Origin of the sequence: Caballeronia sp. LP006, assembly GCF_031450995.1 — a bacterium.
Classification (GTDB): Bacteria; Pseudomonadota; Gammaproteobacteria; order Burkholderiales; family Burkholderiaceae; genus Caballeronia.
Genome location: NZ_JARTVW010000002.1, coordinates 508,294 through 530,816, shown reverse-complemented (window position 1 = coordinate 530,816; position 22,523 = coordinate 508,294). Strand labels below are relative to the sequence as shown.

General features: G+C 61.3%; 19 protein-coding genes and 1 pseudogene. 14 read left to right on the top strand and 6 right to left on the bottom strand.

Translation table 11 applies throughout. From position 1 onward, the window contains the following. Positions 1-155: 155 nt before the first annotated feature. The 3 genes from P9250_RS03110 to P9250_RS03100 all read left to right on the top strand — a co-directional run bounded on the left by P9250_RS03110 (position 156) and on the right by P9250_RS03100 (position 2,338). On the top strand, positions 156-395 hold the full coding sequence (locus P9250_RS03110) for a hypothetical protein (protein ID WP_310391040.1): 240 nt from the start codon (positions 156-158) through the stop codon (positions 393-395). Between the two features lie 64 nt (positions 396-459). Continuing rightward, a complete protein-coding gene (locus tag P9250_RS03105) occupies positions 460-852 on the top strand; it encodes a DUF3331 domain-containing protein (RefSeq protein WP_250493806.1) in 393 nt (130 codons plus the stop codon). 745 nt (positions 853-1,597) lie between these two features. After that, positions 1,598-2,338 (top strand): Crp/Fnr family transcriptional regulator, encoded by a 741-nt coding sequence (locus P9250_RS03100; RefSeq protein WP_244831892.1) that lies wholly within the window; start codon positions 1,598-1,600, stop codon positions 2,336-2,338. A gap of 18 nt (positions 2,339-2,356) precedes the next feature. On the opposite strand, the gene P9250_RS03095 is transcribed toward P9250_RS03100, so the two are convergent. Beyond that, positions 2,357-3,418: an Ldh family oxidoreductase gene (locus P9250_RS03095; RefSeq protein ID WP_310391037.1), complete on the bottom strand. Its 1,062-nt coding sequence runs from the start codon at positions 3,416-3,418 to the stop codon at positions 2,357-2,359. 363 nt (positions 3,419-3,781) lie between these two features. On the opposite strand from P9250_RS03095, the gene P9250_RS03090 reads away from it, so the two are divergent. The 10 genes from P9250_RS03090 (at position 3,782) to P9250_RS03045 (ending at position 15,077) form a co-directional block, all read left to right on the top strand. Next, entirely contained in the window at positions 3,782-4,876 is a 1,095-nt protein-coding gene (locus P9250_RS03090; protein ID WP_244831890.1) for a sugar ABC transporter substrate-binding protein, read from the top strand. A 72-nt stretch (positions 4,877-4,948) separates the two neighbouring features. Beyond that, complete coding sequence (locus tag P9250_RS03085; protein ID WP_250468123.1) at positions 4,949-6,523, top strand: sugar ABC transporter ATP-binding protein; 1,575 nt, start codon at positions 4,949-4,951, stop codon at positions 6,521-6,523. An 11-nt stretch (positions 6,524-6,534) separates the two neighbouring features. After that, the gene (locus P9250_RS03080; protein ID WP_250468124.1) at positions 6,535-7,554 is read left to right on the top strand and encodes an ABC transporter permease; all 1,020 of its coding nucleotides are present in this window, start codon (positions 6,535-6,537) and stop codon (positions 7,552-7,554) included. A gap of 22 nt (positions 7,555-7,576) precedes the next feature. Beyond that, positions 7,577-9,028 (top strand): aldehyde dehydrogenase family protein, encoded by a 1,452-nt coding sequence (locus tag P9250_RS03075; RefSeq protein WP_310391034.1) that lies wholly within the window; start codon positions 7,577-7,579, stop codon positions 9,026-9,028. Between the two features lie 13 nt (positions 9,029-9,041). Then, entirely contained in the window at positions 9,042-10,571 is a 1,530-nt protein-coding gene (gene xylB / locus P9250_RS03070; protein ID WP_310391033.1) for a xylulokinase, read from the top strand. Beyond that, the gene (locus P9250_RS03065; protein WP_250468127.1) at positions 10,568-11,269 is read left to right on the top strand and encodes an HAD-IA family hydrolase; all 702 of its coding nucleotides are present in this window, start codon (positions 10,568-10,570) and stop codon (positions 11,267-11,269) included. Before xylB ends, P9250_RS03065 begins: the two co-directional genes overlap by 4 nt. Continuing rightward, on the top strand, positions 11,269-12,114 hold the full coding sequence (locus tag P9250_RS03060; RefSeq protein ID WP_244831884.1) for a MurR/RpiR family transcriptional regulator: 846 nt from the start codon (positions 11,269-11,271) through the stop codon (positions 12,112-12,114). Before P9250_RS03065 ends, P9250_RS03060 begins: the two co-directional genes overlap by 1 nt. A 20-nt stretch (positions 12,115-12,134) precedes the next feature. Further along, positions 12,135-12,899, top strand: a complete 765-nt coding sequence (gene rpiA, locus P9250_RS03055; RefSeq protein ID WP_250468128.1) for a ribose-5-phosphate isomerase RpiA — start codon at positions 12,135-12,137, stop codon at positions 12,897-12,899. Beyond that, on the top strand, positions 12,896-13,657 hold the full coding sequence (locus P9250_RS03050) for an SDR family oxidoreductase (protein WP_310391030.1): 762 nt from the start codon (positions 12,896-12,898) through the stop codon (positions 13,655-13,657). The genes rpiA and P9250_RS03050 overlap by 4 nt, the downstream gene beginning before the upstream one ends. A 31-nt stretch (positions 13,658-13,688) precedes the next feature. Continuing rightward, complete coding sequence (locus tag P9250_RS03045) at positions 13,689-15,077, top strand: FAD-binding oxidoreductase (RefSeq protein ID WP_310391028.1); 1,389 nt, start codon at positions 13,689-13,691, stop codon at positions 15,075-15,077. Between the two features lie 403 nt (positions 15,078-15,480). Here the strand turns inward: P9250_RS03045 and P9250_RS03040 are convergent, their stop codons facing one another. Continuing rightward, positions 15,481-15,741, bottom strand: coding sequence for a PAAR domain-containing protein (locus P9250_RS03040; protein ID WP_250468131.1), 261 nt, complete (start codon positions 15,739-15,741; stop codon positions 15,481-15,483). A 224-nt stretch (positions 15,742-15,965) separates the two neighbouring features. Between P9250_RS03040 and P9250_RS32575 the strand changes: the two genes are divergently transcribed. After that, entirely contained in the window at positions 15,966-16,046 is an 81-nt protein-coding gene (locus P9250_RS32575) for a SymE family type I addiction module toxin (RefSeq protein WP_409014802.1), read from the top strand. A gap of 33 nt (positions 16,047-16,079) precedes the next feature. On the opposite strand, the gene P9250_RS03035 is transcribed toward P9250_RS32575, so the two are convergent. The 4 genes and pseudogenes from P9250_RS03035 to P9250_RS03020 all read right to left on the bottom strand — a co-directional run bounded on the left by P9250_RS03035 (position 16,080) and on the right by P9250_RS03020 (position 22,479). After that, positions 16,080-16,604, bottom strand: coding sequence for a TNT domain-containing protein (locus P9250_RS03035; RefSeq protein WP_310391026.1), 525 nt, complete (start codon positions 16,602-16,604; stop codon positions 16,080-16,082). A 46-nt stretch (positions 16,605-16,650) separates the two neighbouring features. Beyond that, positions 16,651-16,821, bottom strand: a pseudogene (locus P9250_RS32570) (RHS repeat-associated core domain-containing protein); the annotation flags it as partial. A 173-nt stretch (positions 16,822-16,994) separates the two neighbouring features. Continuing rightward, a complete protein-coding gene (locus tag P9250_RS03025; RefSeq protein ID WP_310391022.1) occupies positions 16,995-17,663 on the bottom strand; it encodes a hypothetical protein in 669 nt (222 codons plus the stop codon). Next, a complete protein-coding gene (locus tag P9250_RS03020) occupies positions 17,653-22,479 on the bottom strand; it encodes an RHS repeat-associated core domain-containing protein (protein WP_310391020.1) in 4,827 nt (1,608 codons plus the stop codon). Before P9250_RS03020 ends, P9250_RS03025 begins: the two co-directional genes overlap by 11 nt. Positions 22,480-22,523 lie beyond the last annotated feature (44 nt).

The window sequence follows — 22,523 nt, the reverse complement described above, 5'->3', positions numbered from 1 at the left end:
CACACTAAACCTTGATATAGGTTGTCCAAACCTTTCAGCGACGCCGGCAACCCAAGGTACGGCTAGTCGCAGCGGGTTCGTTTGATTAACTTTGATGCATGGGTTCCGGTCTTCCGACCGAGCCGGCAAGCCTCAAGGAAACGAACGGATTCGCCATGATTCTCTTCCAGGAAACTTCAGGCAGCGGCGATTTGCGTCACCGCATCGCGAAGCGCGCACGTCATTCGGTGCGGTGCATCGAACAGGCGCGAGAACTGCTCTTCTTATCGCAGCACATCATCGATATCGCGCTTTCGTGCGGTATTCGTTTTCAGCCTCGTCACACCTCGGCATTCAAGCGAACGAACGGTCAGCGCCACATCAGCGGGCGCGTGAAGACGCGCGCTCTGGTCTGACGTTTCATACGCCATTTGCAAATTCTTAATCGAGCAGGTTCATCCATTTTTGAGGAGTCAGACCATGCAGGCAAGCGCGAAGATCATGGACCCGTGGGCACGGACCATTTTCATGCTGGGCGTGAAGACAGAAGATGCGAGTTTGAGCGGCATCTTGAAGAAGCCGCCCGAGCGTCTGACCAAAAGCGATCTGCTGGAAAAGCGCGGGTTGTCGATCAGCCTGATCGAACGTCCTTCGTCGACGACGGCGATCATCGCGTGGCGCGATTCCACGCACTGCTGTTATGGCGATCAAATGTGGCGCGTCTCGCATGCACGCACCACCGGCGTCTGCGCAATGAGCGGCCAGCCGGTATTGATCGGCGACGCGGTGTATCGGCCGAGTCGGCGCACCGCGCCACGCAACGCCCACGCGATGATTCTGGCATCGGTTCTCGAAGGCGAACTGGTGGAGTAAGCAACATGGACGCGCGATGCCGATTGGACCTTCGCGCTTCGACAAAACCTTGCTCTCTCAAAAGTGGTTCAGTCTTGAACACTTTCTGCCGATATCGCGGAAGAGCCGCAGCGCTCTTGTGCGCGATGCAACACTTTCAGCAATTTCGCTTGCGGGCCGCCTGGCATCGTTCACAACCCGCCAGGCAAACGGTCGAAGTCGCGCCGAGCGCGCCTCACCGGGCTACTGGCCACATTCTTGCTCGTGCTCCGCGACTCGCGCCTTCGCGGAATGAACAGGTTTGCAACATTTTTGGCCGTTCCCGCTGACGCGTGCTTCCAGGCACGTTTGCATCGCGCGCAATCTACGTTTGATAAGGTGAAACGCGCCGGAAACCTAAGCCCGGCAAGGCATCCCACAGACAAAAGCCATTTCGGCCGGTCGTGCCCCGCCATTTGCGCCCCTTCAGCAAATGTTCAGAATTGAATCAAAAATGCATCGCGCGCTTGGCCGCCGGCCGCGCATCTTCCGTGCATCGCCGTCTATGCCTTATCGGACATAGATCGGACACTTCCTGGCACGTCTCTCGCTTATGTACGACAAAGCACGAACATCACTGTAGCCGATGACGGCACGAAGCGGCGATGCAAGGCTCACGGGGCTGGCCCCACATGTTTCGATGTACGCCACCAGATGCGCTCACGAAACCTGCGAGCGGACCAGATAAAAGTACGGCGCGAAAGCGCTCTTATAAAGCGAATAAAAAATGTTGACCCTTCAATCCGATCTGCATGGCAACCATCTGCTGGCCGCACTTCCGACTCAGGAATGGCAGGCTCTCGCTCCCCATCTGGAACTCGTCCAGTTGCGCACGGAGCAGTTGCTTTGCGATTCCGGACAACGCATTCACCACGTGTACTTCCCGACCACGGCTATCGTCTCGCTTCTGCATACGATGGAAGACGGCGGCTCGGTGGAAGTCGCGGCAGTGGGCCGTGAAGGCATGACGGGTGTTCCGGTGCTCACGGGCGGCGACACCATGCCGACGCGCGTTCAAGTGCAGTGCGCGGGTTTTGCGTATCGCATGAGCGCGGGCGCATTGCGTGAACACTTCGGCAAGTCGGACTTTCTGCGTCGTGTGATGCTGCTGTATATGCAAGCCCTGCTGACGCAAGTCGCGCAAACGGCCGCTTGCAATCGTCACCATTCGCTCTCGAAGCAACTGTGCCGCTGGCTCCTGATTCAAACGGACCGCACCCCGTCGGATCAACTGCGCGTGACGCAGCAAATGATCGCGGACATGCTCGGCGTGCGTCGCGAAGGCGTGACGGAAGCCGCAGGCAAGCTGCACGACGCGGGTCTGATCCATCACAGCCGTGGCTGTATCAAGGTGCTCGACCGCGCCGGTCTGGAAGAGCGTGCGTGCGAATGCTACGGCATCGTCAAGCGTGAGTTCGACCGGATGCTGCCGCGCGCCGCTCGCCAGAACGAAGCGACGTTTGCCTGAACGACGCGTCTCACGCGGTCAGTCGCGCGCCACGATCTTCACGTTGGCTTCGGCGGCGACCGCGTCCAGCCCGGCGATGGTATCGGCGGGCAGCCACAATCCTTCTTCGAGTTGAGTCTGCTGGGCGCGCGTTTCCTTCTCGCCCGGATAGAACACTTCGTCGACACCCTCGGCGAGCGGCGCGGCCTTGAGCGCTTCCACATAGCGCTCCATACGCGCGTTGAACTCGGCGAGCGGCTGAAATGCGGCGACATTCAGCGCGATCATCAGATGCCCCGCGCGGCTGCGATTCACCGGATCGTACGGACCGTGCACGTCCGTCAGACACCCGCTGCCCGAGAGGACGCCGGAAAGCACGTCGACCATCGTTCCGATCGCATACCCTTTGTGCTCTGCCATCGGCAGGATGAAACCCTTGAGGCCTTCCACAGGGTCGGTCGTCGGGCGGCCGCGTGAATCCACGGCCCAGCCGAGTGGAATCGGTTCGTGACGCATCTGCGCGAGAAAGATTTTGCCGCGCGCGACGCCCGAGTTCGCCACGTCCATCACCATCGGTTCATAACGTCCGGCGGGCGCGGCCACGGACCACGGATTGGTGCCGATCATCTTCTTGAGCCCGCCCCACGGCGCCATGTTCGGGCCGCCGTTGGTCATGCACAGCATGATGCAGCCGTCGTTCGCCGCCATCCGCGTGAAATACATGCACGTGCCGAAATGATTCGAGTTGCGCACCGATACCGCGCCGATGCCATGCGCCTTCGCGCGGCGGATTGCGTCGAGCGTCGCCGCGCGTCCCACCACCGGACCTATGCTGTCGCCGCCGTCCATGACCGCGACGGCGCCTGCATCGACGGGAAAACTCAGGCTGGTCGACGCCTTCATGGCGCCCGAACGCAACCGCGCGTAGTACCAGCCGAGCCGCAACACCCCATGCGACTGATGACCCCAGAGGTCGGCCTGCACCATTGCATCGGCGGCGATGTGCGCGTCCTCGGCGTTCGCGCCCACGCTTCTATAAACCTCGGCGACGAACGCGCGCAAGGCGTCCGGATTCACGCGATAACGCGTGGCGTCGTTCATGTGGTGTCTCCTTGAGTGAGCAAGCGTGCTGGTCTTATCTCTACCAGCTTCAGCTTTCGCGCGCCCTGATGCCTTCGTCGGCGAAATGAAGGGTTGCCGTAGTCCGTTCGCTCGACATCATGTCAAAAAATAGTAACGCTACGTTTGCAACGGACACTTTATTTGCGCTGAAAATTCGCCGAAAGGCTTGCTGCATATAGTATTGCAGCGCGTCAGCTAGTAAACCCTATCTTGTCGCCCGCCCACAGCGTTTTGTATATTTTGTTCGTATTACTACGGTCAAAAAGAAATTTACTACCTGACCCAAGGCGCAAGTCCCGTGGCGAATGTCGCTGCCATATCGGTGTTGAGGAGACAACAACTATGGAAGAAGCACTGGAAGTCGCATCGCGTAGAAAGTTCCTGGCGGGACTTGCCGCCACGGCCGGTTCGGTCGCGCTTTCGTCGGTCTCGGGCAAGGCTTTCGCCCAGCAGAAAGTGTTCGTTCCTTATAGCAACAAGAGTCTGGATTACTACTTCTTCGCCACGCAGCAGGAAGCGGTGAAGCGCGCCGTCGAAGCGAAGGGCTGGACGTTTCAGGCCGTCAACGCCAACTTCAGCAACACGACGCAGCTCGAACAGTGGAACAGCCTGATGTTGAAGAACCCGTCGGCGATCATCGCGGACCCGATCGACAGCCAGGCTATCGTCAGCGTCATCAAGAAGTACAACATGAAGAAGATCCCCGTCGGCATTATCGATACCCCCGCGCTCGGCGGCGATGTCGCGGTGACGGTGGACTTCGACAATCATCAGGGCGGCATCATGGCGGCGGAAGCCATTGTCGGTCTGCTCAAGAAGAAGCACGGGTCGGCAAAGGGCTCGGTGCTCAACTGCTACGGCGCCCTGCAATCGGTGGCGTGGCGGCTGCGCAAGGAAGGCTTCGAGGAGACGATGAAGAAGTATCCGGACGTCAAGCTCATCAGCCGTCCGACCGAAGGGCTTCTGAAGAACATGTTGTCCGTCACGCTCTCGACACTCTCCGAGTATCCCGATCTCGACGCCGTCCACGCGCCGAGCGATTCGCCCGCGCGCGGCATCGTCACGGCCTTGCAGCAAAAGGGCAAGTGGAAGAAGGTCGGCGAGCAGGGACACGTGATCTTCGTGAATATCGACGGCGAGCCGGCCGCGCTGCAGTGGATCGCGGACGGCTACATGGATGCGGTGGTTTCGCAAGACCCGATCGCCTACGCGCAGATCACCGTCGACATGCTCGACAAGTATTCGCTGAAGGGCCAGCCGGTGCCGCTCGGGCCGTATCAGAACAGCCAGTACTTTTGGGAGAAAGCGCAGATCACCAAATCGGAGACCGGCCCGAGTCTCGTGATCCAGCCGTTTATCGTCGATGCCTCCTCGGTGAAGGACAAACGCCAGTGGGGCAACATCGCCTATAACGAATGGGGACTGCGTTACTCCTGATGCACCGGTGATTCACGTTGAGCAGGGTGGCGCGCGAGCTTCGCGCGCCATCGCCAAACGGAGGTTCGCTTCATGGCGGATATGAGCAGCAACGAGTACATCCTGAGAACGCACGATGTCGTCAAGCGCTACAAGGCGGTAGTCGCGCTGGATCGCGTGTCGGTCAACATCCGGCGCGGCACCATTCACGGTCTGCTCGGCGAAAACGGCGCGGGCAAATCGACGCTCGTGCGGCTCATTTCCGGCCAGACGGCGCCGACCGAAGGCAGCATCACCTTCGACGGCGAGGACATGCAAGGCTCGGACGTCAAGCAGATGGAAGCGCGCGGCGTGTTCCTCGTGACGCAGGAACCGATGATCGTCGACTCCATGTCGGTCGCTGACAATCTCATGCTGGGCCGCTGGCCGGTCAAGCGCGGCCTCTTGAAACAGGTGGACCAGCGCGCGCAGATGCAAAGCGTCGAGATCGCGCTCGAAGGAACGGGTTTCGATCCACGCATGCCCGCGCGTTTGCTGTCGGCGGTCGCCAAGCGCAAGCTCAACATCCTGCGTGCGCTGCATAGCGGCGGCAAGCTGCTGATTCTCGACGAACCCACGACCGCGCTGACGCTCGCCGACCGCGAACATCTGTTCGACTTCATGCGCAGCCTGAAGGCGCGCGGCGTGACCTTCGTCTTCATCTCGCACTACAACGAAGAGATTCTCGATATCTGCGACGGCGTCTCCGTGCTGCGCAACGGCAAACTCGCGGGCGAGCACGACGACCTCTCGCAGATCGACTCCGACGGCCTGTCCGAACTCGTGATCGGCCGCGACGTGCCGCTTTTCTATCGCGACCGCGAAGCCACCCGTGCACGCGGCGCAGGCGACGCGGCGGGCGCCGCGTGGCTCGTCGAAGACCTGGTCGCACCGGGCGTGGACGTGGAGCGCTTCTCGATTGCGCCGGGGGAGATCGTCGGCTTCGCGGGCTTGCCGGGATCGGGCGCGAAGGAGTTCGCGCTGGCGCTCTTCGGCTTGAATCGCGCAAAAAGCGGTCGCGTCTCGCACGACGGCCGCACAAGCGTCATGCCGAATCATCCGGGTCCGGCGTTCGAGCGCGGCATCGCGTATTTGTCGGACGACCGGCATCGCGATGGCCTCGTCGGTCTGCAGAGCATCGCGCACAACATCACGCTGTCGAGTCTCGCGGATGTCTCGCACGGCGGCGTGATCGACGCGGGCGCGGAACGTCACGTCGTCAAACGCTATTTCGAACACTTTCGCGTGAAGGCGGCCACGCCCGAAGTGCTGCTCGGCACGCTCTCGGGCGGCAATCAGCAAAAGGTGTGTCTCGGCCGCGTGCTCGCCACGTCGCCGCGCCTTCTGATTCTCGATGAACCCACGCGCGGCATCGACGTCGGCGTGAAGGAAGAAGTCCACCGAATCATCGATACGCTGACGCGCGAAGGCCTCTCGGTGATCGTCATCACGAGCGATCTCGACGAGATGGTGCGCATGGTGGACCGCGTCTGCGTGTTCGTGGGCGGGCGCATCGAGCGTGAATACACGGGCGCGCAGATCGAGAAGGACGCGATCCTGCAATCGGCGTTCAACGTCGAAAGCGCGTCGGTACAAACCGAGCCGGAACCGCTCGCGAGCCAAACATGAGGAGAGAGTCCATGCAATCAGGTAGCGATATCACGCCGGCGCCGGCCACGTTGTCGAAGGCGGGCGCGGCGCCGGGCACGAAGCGCAGCAGAGCGGGCGTGCAGTGGGTCTTTCAGAACGTCGTGTGGCTCTGGCTCGCGGCGCTCGTGATCGTGTTCGGCGTACTCAATCCGTTCTTCTTCACGCTCTCGAATCTGCAGAACGTGCTCGTGCAGGCAACCGTGCTCGGCTTGCTCGCGCTCGCGGTTTCGTTGCCGCTGATGGTCGCGGAGATCGACCTCTCGATCGCCAGCAACATGGGCTTTTCGGCGGCCATCGGCGCGATCGTTTCGACGCGGCTCGGCTTGTCGCCCGCTGTCGGCGTGCCGGTGGGCATCGCGGCGGCGACGGCTATCGGTTTTTTCAACGGCATGTGCGTGACGCGCCTCAAGATGGTCTCGCTGATCCAGACGCTCGCCGTGATGATCGTGCTGCAAGGCTCGCTGCTTGCGGTCACGCAGGGCAACACCATCTCCGATATGTCCGCCGGCTATATTTGGATCGGGCAGTACACCATCAACAACTGGCCGGTCATGCCTATCGTGTTTCTCGTCGTGCTGCTGGGCATGGGCTTTTTGCTGCGCAAGACCGTGCTCGGACGTTATCTGTATGCGACCGGCGGCAACGCGCTCGCGGCCAACTCGGCGGGCATTCGCGTGAATCGCGTGAAGGTGATCGCCTTTACGTTGTCGGGCTTTCTTTCGGGCGTCGCGGGTTATCTGCTTGCCGCGTGGCAAATGGCCATTACCTCGGATCAGGGCGAAGGCTTCCTGCTGTATGCGATTGCCGCGCCGATCATTGGTGGCGTGAGCGTGTTCGGCGGACGCGGCGGCGCGCTCGGCATTCTCGGCGGCGTGCTGCTGCTCACGGTGATCCACGTTGGTCTCGCGATCACCGAAGTGCCGTCGTTCTACGTGCAGATGATCGGCGGCATTCTGATTTTCGTCGCGGTGGCCGTCGACGCGATCCGCGTCAACTTCGTCTCGCAATAAACGCATTCACCACTTTTTCGCCATGACAGAACCACGACACTGCGAGATGTATATCGATGGACGCTTCACGCAAGAAGGCGTGAGCGAATGGATCGACGTAACGAATCCGAGCACGGAGCAAGTCGTTTCCCGCGCGCCGGATGCGAGCCAGGACGTGATCGATTCCGCAATCGAAGCCGCCTCGCGCGCGTTCAAAACATGGCGGCGCGTGAATCCGTTCGAACGCTCGCGCCTGCTGCACGCTATCGCCGATGAAATCGCGAAGGACGAACGCGCGATCGCTATGTCGATCACGGTGGAAATGGGCAAGCCATTGGCCGAAGCACAAGGCGAAGCGCGCAAACTCGCGAAGGCGTTTCACTATTACGCGGAAGAGGCGGTGCGTATCTATGGCGAAACCATTCCGAACGAAGAGGATGGCTTCGTCAGTTTCGTGGAGAAGGAACCGGTCGGCGTGGTCGCGGCTATCGCGCCGTGGAATTATCCGGTCGAACTGATCGGCTGGAAGCTCGCGGCTTCGCTGGCGGCGGGTTGCACGATCGTCGTGAAGCCTTCCGAGCACACGCCTTCGAGCGCGGAAGCCGTGTTTCGCTGCGTGGATCGCGCGGGCCTGCCAGCAGGCGTCGCCAACCTGGTGATGGGCGCGCGCGAGGCGGGCAAGCGGCTCGTCGGGCATCCGCGTATCGATAAGGTGGCGTTCACGGGTTCGGGCGCGGCGGGGGAGGACATCTATCGCACGGTGCGCGGCATCACAGGTCTGTCGCTGGAACTCGGCGGCAGTTGTCCGCTCATCGTGACCGCGCATGCCGATATCGATCTCGCCGTCGCGGGCACGTTGCGGCGCGCGTTTCGCAATGCCGGGCAAATCTGCATCTCGATCAATCGCGCGTATGTGCAAGAGTCGGTCTACGACGCGTTTCTCGCGCGGCTAACCGAAGGCGCGAACAAACTCGTCGTCGCCGATGGCGTGGCCAACGAACGCGCGGATATCGGACCAATGGCCACGCGCGCGGGCGTCGTCAAGGTAGAGCGGCATCTGGACGATGCACGCGAGCGCGGCGCGCGCATTCTCTGCGGCGGCGGGCGTCCTTCCGCGCTCGGTTCCGGCGCGGGCCTGTTTCTCGCGCCGACCGTCATCGCCGATGGCACGCCCGAGATGCTCGTCATGCACGAGGAAACCTTCGGCCCGGTGATCGGCGTTGCGCCTTACAAGACGCTCGACGAAGCCATCGATGCAGCCAACGGCACGCCCGCCGGACTCGCGGCCTATGCGTACACGGAGCACGTGAAGGAGAGCTTCACGCTTTCGCGCGAACTCGACTTCGGCAACGTCGCCATCAATCACGTCGATGCGGGCATCATGAACGCGCCCTACGGCGGCCGCAAACAGAGCGGCACGGGCTACGAGCACGGCCGCGAAGGCATGGAAGGGTATCTGCATCTGAAGCACGTGCGTTTGCGACACGGCGCCTGAGCGGAGAGCGACGATGGAACGCTATCTTCTCGGCATCGACGTGGGGACGTCCGCGTGCAAGGTCATCGCGGTGGATGGCAATGGGCGCGTGGCGGCGAAGGCGCTCGCGTCTTATCCGCTCGTCTCGCCGCGTCCGGGCTGGGCGGAACAAGACCCGGAGCACTGGTGGCAGGCCACGCAAAGCGCGCTGGCCGAAGTGCTCGCCGCGCTGCCGGATCGCCGTGCGGTGGCTGGCATCGGCCTGTCGGGTCAGATGCATGGTCTTGCCGCGCTCGACGAAGCCGACAACGTGCTGCGCCCCGCTATTCTCTGGTGCGACCAACGCGCGGCGCCCCATTGCGATGAGATCACCGCGCGCGCGGGCGGTCGCGACGGCTTGCTTGCGATGGTTCAGAACCGCATGCTGCCGGGTTTCACTGCGGGCAAGCTCTTGTGGATGCGCGAGCACGAGCCCGAACTCTTCGCGCGCATGAGGCGCATGCTGAACCCGAAGGATTATCTGCGCCTGCGTCTGACGGGCGAACATATCACCGATGTATCCGATGCATCCGGTACCGGCCTCTTCGATGTAAAGCGCCGCGCCTGGTCGCAAGCGCTGCTCTCGCTGCTCGACCTGCCCGCGAGCCTCGTGCCGGAGGTCGTGGAATCGACCGAACGCGCGGGCGTCTTGCGGCTTGAGCTTGCGCAAGCGTGGGGCCTGTCCGCCGATACACCCGTCTTCGGCGGCGGCGGCGATTCGGTGATCCAGACCACGTCGATGGGCGCGATCGATACCGGACCGCTCGGCGTGACCATCGGCACGGCGGGTATCGTCGCGGGCGGCATGCGGGAGTGTCCGGTGGCGACAGGCCAGTTGCAGATTTCGTGCGGCAACGCGCCGGGCCGCTGGCATGTGATGGGCGTGACGCTGTCGGCGGGCGGCGCGTTCGAATGGCTGCGCGGTGCGCTAAGACGCATGACGTCCGCGCTGTCGTTCTCGGAGATGACCGATCTCGCCAAAGCCGCCGCGCCCGGATCGGACGGCTTGCTGTTTTTGCCTTATCTGCTCGGCGAACGCTGTCCGCACGTTGCCGCCGACGGCCGTGCCGCGTGGATCGGCCTCACCTCGATGCACGACGCCTCGCACCTCGTGCGCAGCGTCATGGAAGGCGTTTTGTTGAACATTCGCGCCATCGCGGCGCTGGGGTCAAGCGCAGGCCTCGCCTGCGACGAAGTGCGGGTGTCCGGTGGCGCGACCGCCGAGCCCTTCTGGCTGCGCCTGCTTGCCGACGTGCTGCAACGCGAAGTCACCACCGTCACGGGCGCGTCGGAAGGCGGCGCATACGGCGCGGTGCTCGCGGCCGGCGTGGGCGCGGGCTGGTGGATTACGCTCGACGAAGCCGTCAGCACCTTGCGCGTGACGGAGCGCATCAGTCCCGACGCGCGGCTCGGGCCGCTCTACGACGCACGTTTCGAAACCTTCCGCACGCTGTACGACACGTTGCGCCCGGTCTATGAGCGTATCGCAGCCGAACCCGCCTACCCGGAGAGCACCAACCGATGACCGTCAATCTCGCGGAAGTTCCTGTCGATGCCATCGTGTTCGACCTCGATGGCACGCTCGTCGACACGGCGCCCGATATCGCCAACGCGGTGAATCGGCTGCTCGCGACGCATGGCCTGCCGCCGCAGACGGTGAGCTTCGTGGCGCAGTACATCGGCGAAGGCTCGTTCGGGCTGATCGACAAGTTGTATAAGGGCTTGGGTCTCACGCTCGATCATGATCGCGTGAGCGCCGACGTCGAAGCGTATTTGTCCATTTACAAGCAGCACCCGGTTGGCGAAGCGACCGTGTACGCCGACGCGCTCACCGCAGTTCCCGCGCTGCATGCGGCGGGCATCAAGCTCGGCGTATGCACGAACAAGGCACAGCATCTGGCGCAGGCAGTGCTCGCGCATTTCGGCATCGAGCAGTACTTCAGCTCGGTGATCGGAGGCGATATGCTTGCACAGAGAAAGCCGCATCCCCGGCATCTGCTCGCGACGCTCGAAGCGCTCGACGTCGCGCCCGAGCATGCGCTCTATATCGGCGATACGCGCATCGACGCCGAATGCGCCGAACGTGCGCAGGTGCGTTGCCTGATCGTCAACTGGGGCACGGGACCCGACGTTCCCGTCGCCGAGGATGCCCGGCTCGACTCGTTCGCCGATCTAGTAACAAGGTGCGCCGCGCTCAATGCGTCGCGCCTGCCGGGAGCCTGATGAGAAACGACCTGTTGCGGCGCATTGCGCTCGAACACCCTGCGCTGACGGGCGCGACCTTGCGTATCGCCGATGTCTTGTTGGGCGCGCCCGAAGCCGCGCTCAAGATGAGCATGGCCGAGTTGTCCGAAGCGGCGCAGACGAGCGACCCGACCGTGGTGCGTTTTTTCCGGCGCTTCGAGTGCGCGGACTATCAGGACTTCAAGGTGCGTCTGGGCCAGGGTCTGATTCCGCAAGCGCCCTTCGATTACGAAGCGATCACCAACGCCGACGCGCCCGAGAACGTCTGCAACAAGATCATCAACAACTCGTTGCACGCCATTCAGCGCTTCGCCAAGGATGTCGATGCGAGCGCCATCGAGCGCGCGGCCAAGTATCTGATCGAAGCGAAGGGCATCTTTCTGTTCGGCCTCGGCATCTCCGAAACCATTGCCTTCGATGCCGAACACAAGTTCTTTCGCTTGGGGCTGCATTGCCGCGTAGTGCTCGAAAGCCAGCGTCAGTTGCTGCTCGCGCCAACCTTGCGCAACGACGAAGTGGCCGTGTTCTTCTCGCATTCCGGCTCGACCAAGTCGCTCGTGATGGCCGCCGCCATGGCCAAGGGCAAGGGTGCAATCACCATCGCCATTTGCGCGCCCGGCTCGCGGCTCGCGCAGACGTGCGATCTGACCATTGCCGTGCCCGCCTATGAGAACACCGAGCTGTACACGCCGCTCACGGCGCGGATCAACCATCTGCTCGTGGTGAACATGCTCGTGGCGATGCTCGGCCTCGCTCAAGGCCGCGAGTTGCCCGACAATCTCGCCGCGCTCGACCCGTGGTTCACCGACAAATTCATGGACTAAGCAAGTCAACGGAGACGCAATTGGCTACGTATATCGAACCGGGCTATGCCCAGCTCAAACCCGCATCGAAACAGGACGAAGCAAAACTCGTTTCTGGCAACAAGGCGGTCGATCACTATCTGAAGCCGGGCATGAAGGTGGGTCTCGGTTCGGGCACGACCTCGCACTGGTTCGTGCGTGCGCTCGCGCCGCGCGTGAAGGACGGGCTGGATGTCGTCGGCGTGCCGACGTCGAACGCCACGCGTGAGCTTGCGCTCGAACTCGGTGTGCCGTTGACCGATCTAGGGCAGATCGACCGGCTCGACGTGACTATCGACGGCGCGGACGAGATCGATCATCAGGGCAGCATGATCAAGGGCGGCGGCGCGTGTCTTCTATGGGAAAAGATCGTGGCGGCGGCATCGCGCAAGATGGTCGCTGTCGTCGACGATAAGAAAGTCTTCGATACGCTGGGACGCTTTCCCTTGCCTATCGAGATCATCCAGTTCGGCTGGCAGAGCACGGAGCGTTTGCTGCGCGATCTGTTCGTCTCGGCGGGCTTCGACGAAAGCGTCCGTATCGAGCGGCGCGTGAAGAACGGCGAACTCGTCGTCACCGACAGCGGCAACTGGATTCTCGACTGTCATCTCGAAGCCATTCCCGAGCCGCTCGCGCTGTCGCCGCGCTTCAACGCCATTCCGGGCGTGGTCGAACACGGCCTCTTCACTGGCATTGCAAGCGAGATGATCGTCGGTCACGCGGATGGCACGGCGGATATCGTCGTCTTCGAAGGAGCGCGCACATGAGTTCGACACTGGATGCCTTCCGTCTGGATGGCGATGTCTGCGTGGTGACGGGCGCGGCGCAAGGCATCGGCTTTGCGATTGCGACAGGCTTGAAGAGCGCGGGCGCGACGGTCGTCGTCGCGGATCGCGATGAAACGCTCGGACAAAAGGCCGCGCAGGAAATCGGCGGCACGTTCGTCGCACTGGACGTGACGGATTCATCGTCTGTCGATCAAGCCTTCGATACCGTCGTCGCGCGTCACGGCAAGCTCGACGTGCTCGTGAACAACGCGGGCATCGTAAAGAATGCCTCCGCGCTCGAAACCGACGATGCCGCCTGGCGCGCGGTGCTCGCGGTCAACCTCGACGGCGTGTTCTATTGCTGCCGAAGCGCCGCGCGGCACATGACGCGGCAGAAGTCCGGGCGCATTGTGAACATCGCGAGCATGAGCGGGTCGATCGCCAACAAGCCGCAGCCGCAGGCGTCGTACAACGCATCGAAGGCGGGCGTGATTCATTTGACGCGCTCGCTCGCGGCGGAATGGGCCGCGGATGGCGTGCGCGTCAATTCGATATCGCCGGGATATGTCGGCACCGAACTCACGAAACGCGGTTTCGAAAACGAAACGTGGCGCAAGGTGTGGATCGACGGCACGCCGCTCGCCCGCATGGCGACGCCCGATGAAATCGCGCCCGGCGTGGTGTTCCTCGCTTCGCGCGCGAGCGCCTTCGTGACCGGTTCGGACCTCGTCATGGACGGTGGCTACACTGTCTGGTGATCCGCAAAAACAGCATGGAGACGAGCATCAAATGACCGCACGCGAAGCAGTGAGCGCCTTGCGCGAAACCCTTGGCGCGGAAGTCGTCGCGTTGCCCGAAGAGTTCGGCGACCGGCGCGTCGTGGACTGGAGCGGGTTGCCGGGCGCGACGCCTTCGGCCATCGTCCGGCCGCGCAACACGGAGGAAGCCGCCAAGGCGCTCGCTCTCTGCACGAAATACAAGCAGGCGGTCGTCACGCAAGGCGGGCTCACCGGGCTCGTGGGCGGCGCGAACGTGCTGACGGACGAAGTCGTGCTCAGTCTCGACCGCATGAACCGCATCCTCGAGATCGATGAAGTCTCCGCGACCATGACGGTGGAAGCGGGCACGCCGTTGCAAGTGGTGCAGGAAGCGGCGAGCGCGGCGGGCTTTTACTTTCCGCTGGATCTCGGCGCGCGCGGCAGTTGTTCCATTGGCGGCAATCTTGCCACCAACGCGGGCGGCAACCGCGTCATCAAGTACGGGATGATGCGAGATCAGGTACTCGGCGTCGAAGCGGTGCTGGCGAGCGGGAAGGTCATCGGCGACTTGAACAAGATGATCAAGAACAACAGCGGCTATGACTTGCGGCATTTGTTGATCGGCAGCGAAGGCACGCTCGCGATCATCACACGTGTCGTGCTGCGATTGCGGCCGAAGCCAACGGCGACCGCCACCGCGTGGTGCGGCTTGCCGGACTTTCGCGCGGTGACCACGCTGCTGACGCGTGCGCAGGCGGGGCTGGCCGCAGGGGTATCCGCGTTCGAAGTGATGTGGGCGGGTTATCACGATGCCGTTATCGGCAACCTCAGGAACCTGCGCGCGCCGCTCGCGGATGCGCATCCGTTCTACGTGCTGTTGGAGAGCGTCGGCACCGATCCGGTCCGTCACGGCGATGCCTTCGAAGAGTTTCTCGGCGCGATGCTGGAAGACGGCGTGGTGACGGACGCCGCGATTGCGTCGTCGGAAGCGCACGCGCGCGACTTCTGGTCCATTCGCGATGCGCCCGGCGAGTATCAGCGCTTCATTCCGAATCACGCGGCGTACGACGTGAGCTTTTCGATCGCGCAAGTGGGCGATGCCGCGCAAAAGTGCGAGGCGCGTCTTCGCGAACGCTGGCCGCAAGCGCTCGTCCTGACGTATGGGCATCTTGGCGATGGCAACATTCATATCGTCGTGGACGTGCCGGGCATGGGCAAGCACGATCACGACGAGATCGACAGTGTGATCTACGACGTGACGCGCGAGTTCGCGGGATCGATTTCGGCCGAGCATGGAATCGGCGTGAAGAAGCGGCACTTCTTGCCGCAGAGCCGTCGCGAGACCGATCTCGAAGCCATGCGCGCGATCAAGGCGGCGCTCGATCCGGATGGGATTCTCAATCCGGGGAAGGTGATTTAGGGCTTTGTTTGGCAGTTCAGGCGGTGGTTTGGGCAGATCCGGCGAATCGGTTATCTTGCCCCGATCGCAATTAATACGTTCGACGTGATTCCGCCGTTTAGCATGAGCGTGAAGAATGGCTACTCGGTGCCATGAAGTCGCTCGGGTCTCTCGGTCGTGGATGCAGACTTATCGGCTTCCAGCAGTTTTGGCAGTCGTGAGTCGTAGTGGCAATCTTCTGGGGCCTGCTTGCCGACCTTGCGAGCACTGAGCGTTCCTTTGGGTCGCGCTCGTAGCGTGTCTCGACACCAGCTTCCGTCGATGCCGCCAGCCGACATCGTCCCACGGAAATAGTTGATGTTGGGCACGTCGAACCCGGTCTGCTCGTACCTGCCCGAGCGCGTGATCTCACGCTCAGAGCTAGTCAATCAATCGAGCCATGATCGCCCAAGGCAATTATTTGACTACCGCACGCTGTCAGATGGCCATCCAGCGCAACGTGTTCGCCGTTGGTGTCGGTTAGCAAGTCCGAGCCTTGAATGATGGGATTGACGCCGTGTTCGGGACATGACACGAGATCGCCCACGCGCGCGCCTTTGCGTCCGTCGATGTCCATCGTGTCTGATCCAGTGATGATGCGGCCGCCGTGGGTGGTGCTGTCGCCTACGCATGCGATTGATGTCATTTTGTCTCTAACTTAAGTCAAGAAAATTGTTATGGTCGGCATAGTGATTGAGGCATCGAATCACTTCCTCCGTGGTCGCATTTGGCTTTTGCTCATGGGCTAAATCAACAACCGCCTGAAAGTTCTCGTCAGGGTAAAGAAAGGCGAGGCTGCGGTCGTTCACTTGGTCTGGCAACGTCCCGAGCAGCCGCTTTTATCCGTAGCTCAAGCTCGCCGGGCGGCCGATCGAGCAGGCAGGCTTTGAAGCAGGGCAGCGCGTGAGAATCACTGTCGAACACGGTCGCCTCACCATCACCTCCGAATAAATGAACGAAGGGCCGCGCAAGCGGCTTTTCGTTCTAGATGCGAAGCATCTTTCGAAGTCGCGCTAAAAAGGCAGTGCAGGCAAGTACCTCTGCACCGAACAATTGCTCTTCTGTTCGATGTCCACGTTCACTGTAAAACACACTCCAGCGCCCATAATTTTCAACAAGACATAATGCCTCGTCTTTTTCGCGTCCTATGCAAAAGCTGTCTGGTGGTGCATTTAGTGAAGCAAGCGTGTTCTGTAGCTCTTGGCTATTCACCGCACCCCTTTTCAAATGACCAGATTCCACTAAATCACCGACGGATTTAGGAAGCTTGTACTGCGTCCCAAGACCTAGCTCGCCAAACCACGGTGCAATTCGTCCCTCTGCCACGTTCTCGATTGGCTTTGTCACCTCGTACACGTTATATGGCTTCTCGTTTGATCCAGGCGGAAGTGCTCTCGCTCCATATGGGGTCCCAGCCGGTGGAACATATGAGCCGCCTTCGTAACCATATCGGTCAACCTTCGATCCTGGCTGCAAGGTAACGCTTTTCTCTACCCAGCGATCCGTCATTGGGTGGCCAATACGTCGCTAGAGCTGTACACGGACAACATTTCTCCGTCAGCCCGAGCGGATCAACCCACTGCACCGGATTAGGCGAGTACTGGAACGGATTCAGTCCACCGGCCAACCCAATCGGGTCCTTGCTGATGAATCTTGCACTGCTCGGATTGTAGTAACGGTTTCGTTTGTAGTGCAGCCCCGTCTCTTCATCAACATATTGCCCCTGGCTGTTCATTTACCATGAAATTAGGCTCCAGAGAAAGTTAGTAAATATTTAAATTAATTACTCTTGCCACTAATTTTCCAGTGGAAAGAGGAATACAAAAATATTTATTCAGGCATTTTCCATCCCTACTCTTTCAACCATTTCAGTCGCGCAGGGGCACGAATATACCCGATTCATGCAGGTAAATCGAAACCTCTTGCCGCTGAGAAACATCGTTCAATAAAGGCTGGCTTAGCCAATGCGACCGCCCCGCCTTCCATGTCATCGAACTCTCCCAGCGGAGCTAGAAAGAACATTGACTCCTGTTCTACGGAACGAAGTATTGATGTAGGAAATTTTCTTATATCGTACGACCATCCGTCTTTTAACAATTTCAGCACTGAGTTTTCGTTTTCAGACATCACTATGTGAACCGAGGAGCGCAAAGCCATTACCTTCAAAATTTCCCCGAAACAGGGGGTATTCAAGCAAATTGCCCCAAAATATTGGATTCCTTGATTGCCTTCGACAATGTATTCTTGCGTCCGATTTCCTTCCGGCAACTGGACTCCATTTTTTTCTAATGCTTTCCATAACCCGTAATGTCGTACGATTCTGCTTTCCGGGACTTTCCCACCATTGCTGATGACGAGCCATATAGGATGTGTCGAAAAATATCTGTTTATCCGACGGTACAGCCCTGTTAGAGCATTTTCATGGAGACTAGCGAGGGGACGTCCAGTGTATAGCTTCACAGCTGCCGAAAGCTGAAAGTCTTCTTCGAGGCTTTTTTGCGGAACATTGAAGACTTCGTTTTCAACGAATACATTCGCGGCTATTTCGAATTTACTATCAGTAGTCATAGTGTCCTTCGTTCTGGTCGTTAAAATGCGATCCCCGATTCTGCAAATTGTTAGCGCCGAAATCGTGACCACCGGCATCATCGCGTATGGTGGTTGTAATTGTTTCTCCAGCTGAGTTTTTCTGGTCGAAGTCATACGTCCGGCCCGGTTGTACTTTGCCTCGACGATCCAGATTAGGGCCAACCCGTGTTGGGCACATACATACGGGCACACCGCTGTTGCGTTTAGCCTGCCGGAATGCCCCATGTCTTCCTGCCCCGAGCGGGCTTAAATTGGGTGGTGGTTCACCCGACAGCCCCAGCGGATCAACCCAGCTTATGGGATTTTTGCCATAAGCATAGACATTAATCCCACCGGCCAAACCAATCGGGTCCTGCGAGATGTAGCGCCCCGTCGCCGGATCGTAGTAACGGTTTCGATTGTAGTGCAGCCCCGTCTCTTCATCGACATATTGCCCCTGAAACCGGATCGCGTTATCCGTCTCAGCCGGGTCTTCCTTACCATAGGGCGCACCCTTTCGCCCGCCCCACGCCTTATAGCGCGCAAGCCAAACCACCTTGCCAGACTCATCGAGCAACTCCTGCGGCGTGCCCAGATGATCGTTCTGATAGAACACCGTCGCATGCTTCGACTTCGCGGGCACCTGCACAAAACGCCCGTCCGTGCCGGTGGCGAGGAACGCCGGTTCGACCAGTTTCTCATCGAGCCGCGCCAGCGGCACGAACGTCCCCGGCTCATGCAGATAGAGCGAGGCGCGCATCCACTGGTACTCCGCGTCGAGCGTGTGCATGCGCTGCGCGACCGGTAGCGAGTACGCGTCCTGCGCATCCTCCCGCACCATCGCGTACCGCGCATTCTCCGATCTGCGCTCGAAGCCGCGTTCACGCGGCAACGCCTCGAAGCGCTCTTCCATCAAGAGCACGTCGCCATCCCACGTGAAGACCGTCAGTTCGGCGGGGCCGCTTGCGTGCTGGAGTTCCTTGGCAATGCGCCGGCCAAACGCGTCGTAGGAGAACCGAACCACGAGTTCGGGCTTGGGCGGGCTGTCGTCCCGTGGCGCATGGTGGCTGCGTTCCCACGGCGCGGGCGGTCGCGCATAGCGGCTGGCCTCTATTAGCCGGTTCTGTTCGTCATATCGGTATCGCCACGGCGCGTGAGCGCCGCCCGATTTCGTGATCAGATTGCCGCGCTCGTCGTAGTCGTAGCTCGTCGAGTCCAATTCCCTCAGTACGTTGCCGATGCACTTGGGCAGCGACCTCCACCACGCCCCGAAGTTGCTCGTGTCCTCCGAGCCGCGCCAGCGCATTGGCGCGCTTCGGCCGGCGCGCTTCAATGCCGCGTCTTCTTCATCCTCCCGGGCATGGCGCGCGGCACGCGCCTCGGCCGTCTCGATCGCCGGGCGCGGTGGAACCTTGTCGGCATCGACCGGATTGCCCGCCGGATCGAACGCAAAGATTTCGGTCAGGTCGGGCGTCGCCGACTTGAGCAGCCGGCCTACCGGATCGTAGGTGTAATCGGTCACCCCGCGCACACGGTCCTCGATGCGCGTCAGGTTGCCCGCCGTGCTGTACCCATAGGTGCGCTCGGCCAGCACATCGAGCAAATTCACCGAACTCACATGGCGCACCGACATCTGTGCGAGCCGTCCGACCGGATCGTACTGGCGCGCCTGCGTGAAGCTGCGGTGCGTGCGCTTGATTTCCCGATGCAGCTTGTCGCGCTCGAAGTCCATCAGCGGCTTGCCGTCGAGCATGACGCCGTGGACGTGGCCCGAGCCATAACGCAGCCAGTCGATGGAGCGTGTATTCGGCAGGATGGTCTTCGTGCGATTGCCGAGCACATCGTATTGGTGGCGCGTGACGGTCGAATACTGGCCCCGGTAATACGGGCGAACGTGCTGCTCTTCGGCGATCAGGTTGTCCGCATCGTCGTAGTGCAGGCGGGTCGTGCTGCCAGCGGCCGTGGCGGTCGCGAGCCGTCCGCGCGCGTCGTAGTAAAAACTCTCGGTCGCTTGCTTGCCGATCGTGCGCGCGGTGAGCCGTCCCATCGGGTCGCGCTCGTAGCGCGTCTCGACGCCGGCTTCAGTCGATGCCGCCAGCCGCCCGGCATCGTCCCATGCATAGGCGACGCTGCGCCCGTCGAACCCCGTCTGCTCGATGACCTGACCGAGCGCGTCATAACGAAACTCGGTAGATTCGTGGTTCTCGTTGTTCAGCGTGGTTAGCCGCCCCTGCTTGTCGTAGCGGTACGCGACGCGGCCCCAATCGTCGCCTTTCACGTCGGTTTGGCGCACGCTCAACTGATTTAGCGCGTCGTACCAATACAGCGTTTCAACGCCCGCGCCATCGCGGTAAGCAACGAGGTTGCCGTTGCCGTCCCAGCGAAACTGTTCCTCGACGCCATCGGCGCGTGTGATGGTCTTGATCTGCCCGCGCGCGTCACGCCGGTAGCGGGTTTCATGGCCTTCGGCGTCGGTTATGTGTGAGAGATAGCCGCGTTCGTCGTAGCCGTAATGCGTCGCGTTGTTCGAACAGTCCGTCGCTTGGGTCAGCCGTCCCGCAGGGTCATAGCTGAACTGCTTCACGCCGCCCTTGGGGTCGGTCAGCGCGGTCAGGCGCCCCTTGCTGTTCCAAGCGTATTGCGTGGTGCGGCCGGCCGGATCGGTGACGGACATGGGCCGCCCGAGCGCGTCATAATCGGTCGTCGTCACGTCGCCGATGGCGTCGGTTACTTTGACCGGCAGACCAGCGGCGCTGTACTCGGTGCGCGTGGTCATCGAGAGCGCGTCGGTCACGGCCGTGACGCGCCCCTGACCGTCATACTCGAAGCGCTGAATTTGCCCCAGCGCGTTCTTCATGCTGACGAGCTGGTTGTTCTCGCTCCAGTTAAACGATTCACTCGTGCCATCGGGATGCTCGACCAGCACGATACGGTTATGTTGGTCGTAGCGGTGAATCGTGCTGTTGCCCTCGCCGTCCGTGACCTTGGTGTACCAGTGCTCGCGGTGGTACTCGAAACGCGTGTCTTGCTTCGGCGCGAGCTCATGGATATTTATCTCCCGGTCGATCACCTCGTCCTTGGCAATCCATGTGCGCACGCAGCGCGCTTGCGCGGACGTGTGCGCGTCTGCGCCACGGGCGTCCCATTCGAGGTTGGCCGGGTTGCCGTTGAAGTCGGTATAGCGCGTGAGCAGGTGATGCTGATAGACGTACTTGCGCGCGTAGCCGAGCACGTCGCGGTGCTCGGTCAGGTCGCCCTCGGGACTATAGGCATAGCGGGCGATTGCTTCGTCCGCGCTCCCAAGCAACCCGATCCGGTAGATAACCGCGACGCGCCCGTTCTCGTAGTCGATGCGGATCGTGTTCTCCGCGCCGTCCGTCATGCCCGTCAGTTCGTCCTTAGAGTTGTAGGACAAGGTCAGACCGAGGCCATCGCGGCCTATGCGAGAGATAAGCCGATAACGTGAACCGGCAAGGGTGCGGCTCTGTTCGTAACGTTCGCGCGATCCGTCCGCATAGGCAAGCTCCACGCTGCGCGCATCTGGACGGCTCACCGTCAACTGTTCCGTCGGCACCTCGACCGAATCGCCGATCGCAACTTTCGGCAAGGGCACGGCGCGCGCGTCCGGGTCGAAGAACGTAAGCACGCCGTCGCGCTGTTCGAGCGAGAGGTGATACGGACTCGTCCAGCGTGCGCCGAGCGCGCTGTCATCGTAAGCGGCAAGGCTTGACCGATAGCGCCGCGTCCACACGATCGGCGCGACGCCGTCGAGCGCAAAGTCGGTTTGTTCGAGGTTCTCGTCACCCATTACGAGGTCGACGGGTTTGCCGGTCTTGGTAACGGGGCAGCCGCAGCCGTCCTTAGCGGGCACGTCGCTCGCCTTCGCTCCTTTCTGCGTGTGCTCGGTATGCGTGCCGGGCTTGACGTGCGGTTCGTGCATCGTGCCGGGGGCGGCGTGCGCAACATGCGATGGCGTGCTGCGTGCCTTGCGGAACTTGATCTCCTCGCCAATCTGCGCGGCCATGAAGATCAACGAACCTGCCGTCGCCGCATCGCCGAACGCGCGCCTGAGCATGGCGTCGCGATTGCGGTCGAATTCATCGAGCCACTTAAGAATGGTCGTGCGCTGGCCGGATACCTTCAGCAACTGATCGATGCCGTGCAGCGCGATCGTCTCCCCGGACGGGACCCACGACAAAAAGCCCTCGTTGTGCTTGATGCGGCCCATTTGTTCAGCCGCCGAGACCGGATTCTCGACAAAGCGGCGCACCATGCGCGATGCGTCGGAGATGCCGCGCGAGATTTCTTCGCGCCACTGCGTGAGCTTCTGATCGAGTTTCTCCATGAACGCAACCGCGTCGCCGCCCGCCGTCGCCCAGAACAGGTCAACCAGCACGGAGGCCGCCGCGCCCTTGGCAAAGGCAAGGAGGACTTCCTTGACGACCGCGCGCATCGGCCGGCTGGCATTGCCCGCCGCCGGAATCACGCCGATAGCGTCAATGGCGAGGATGCCCCAGCTCGTCAGGCTACTGGCCTTCTCGGCGCTGCTGCAAATGCCATAGATGTCGGTCCCGACGTCGTACAGCGACATCGCGTTGCCGACCACCGGCAACATGTAGAGGCACTGAACGAATATCTCGTGGCTGTGATTCTCGACCGATTCGATGCCCAACTGCGTCAGGTTCGGCGTCGTCTTCGGCGCGGGATTCGCGGGCGTGATGTCGTAACTGATGCGCCGCCGTTCTTCAGCGTTCTGTTTAATGCCTTGCGGTATTTGACGCGGGGCGGGTGCTGCGGGTGTGTCCGTTGCTGCCATGTTTCTGTTCGTTGTTGTTGTGTTGACTATGAGGTTGGGCGGCG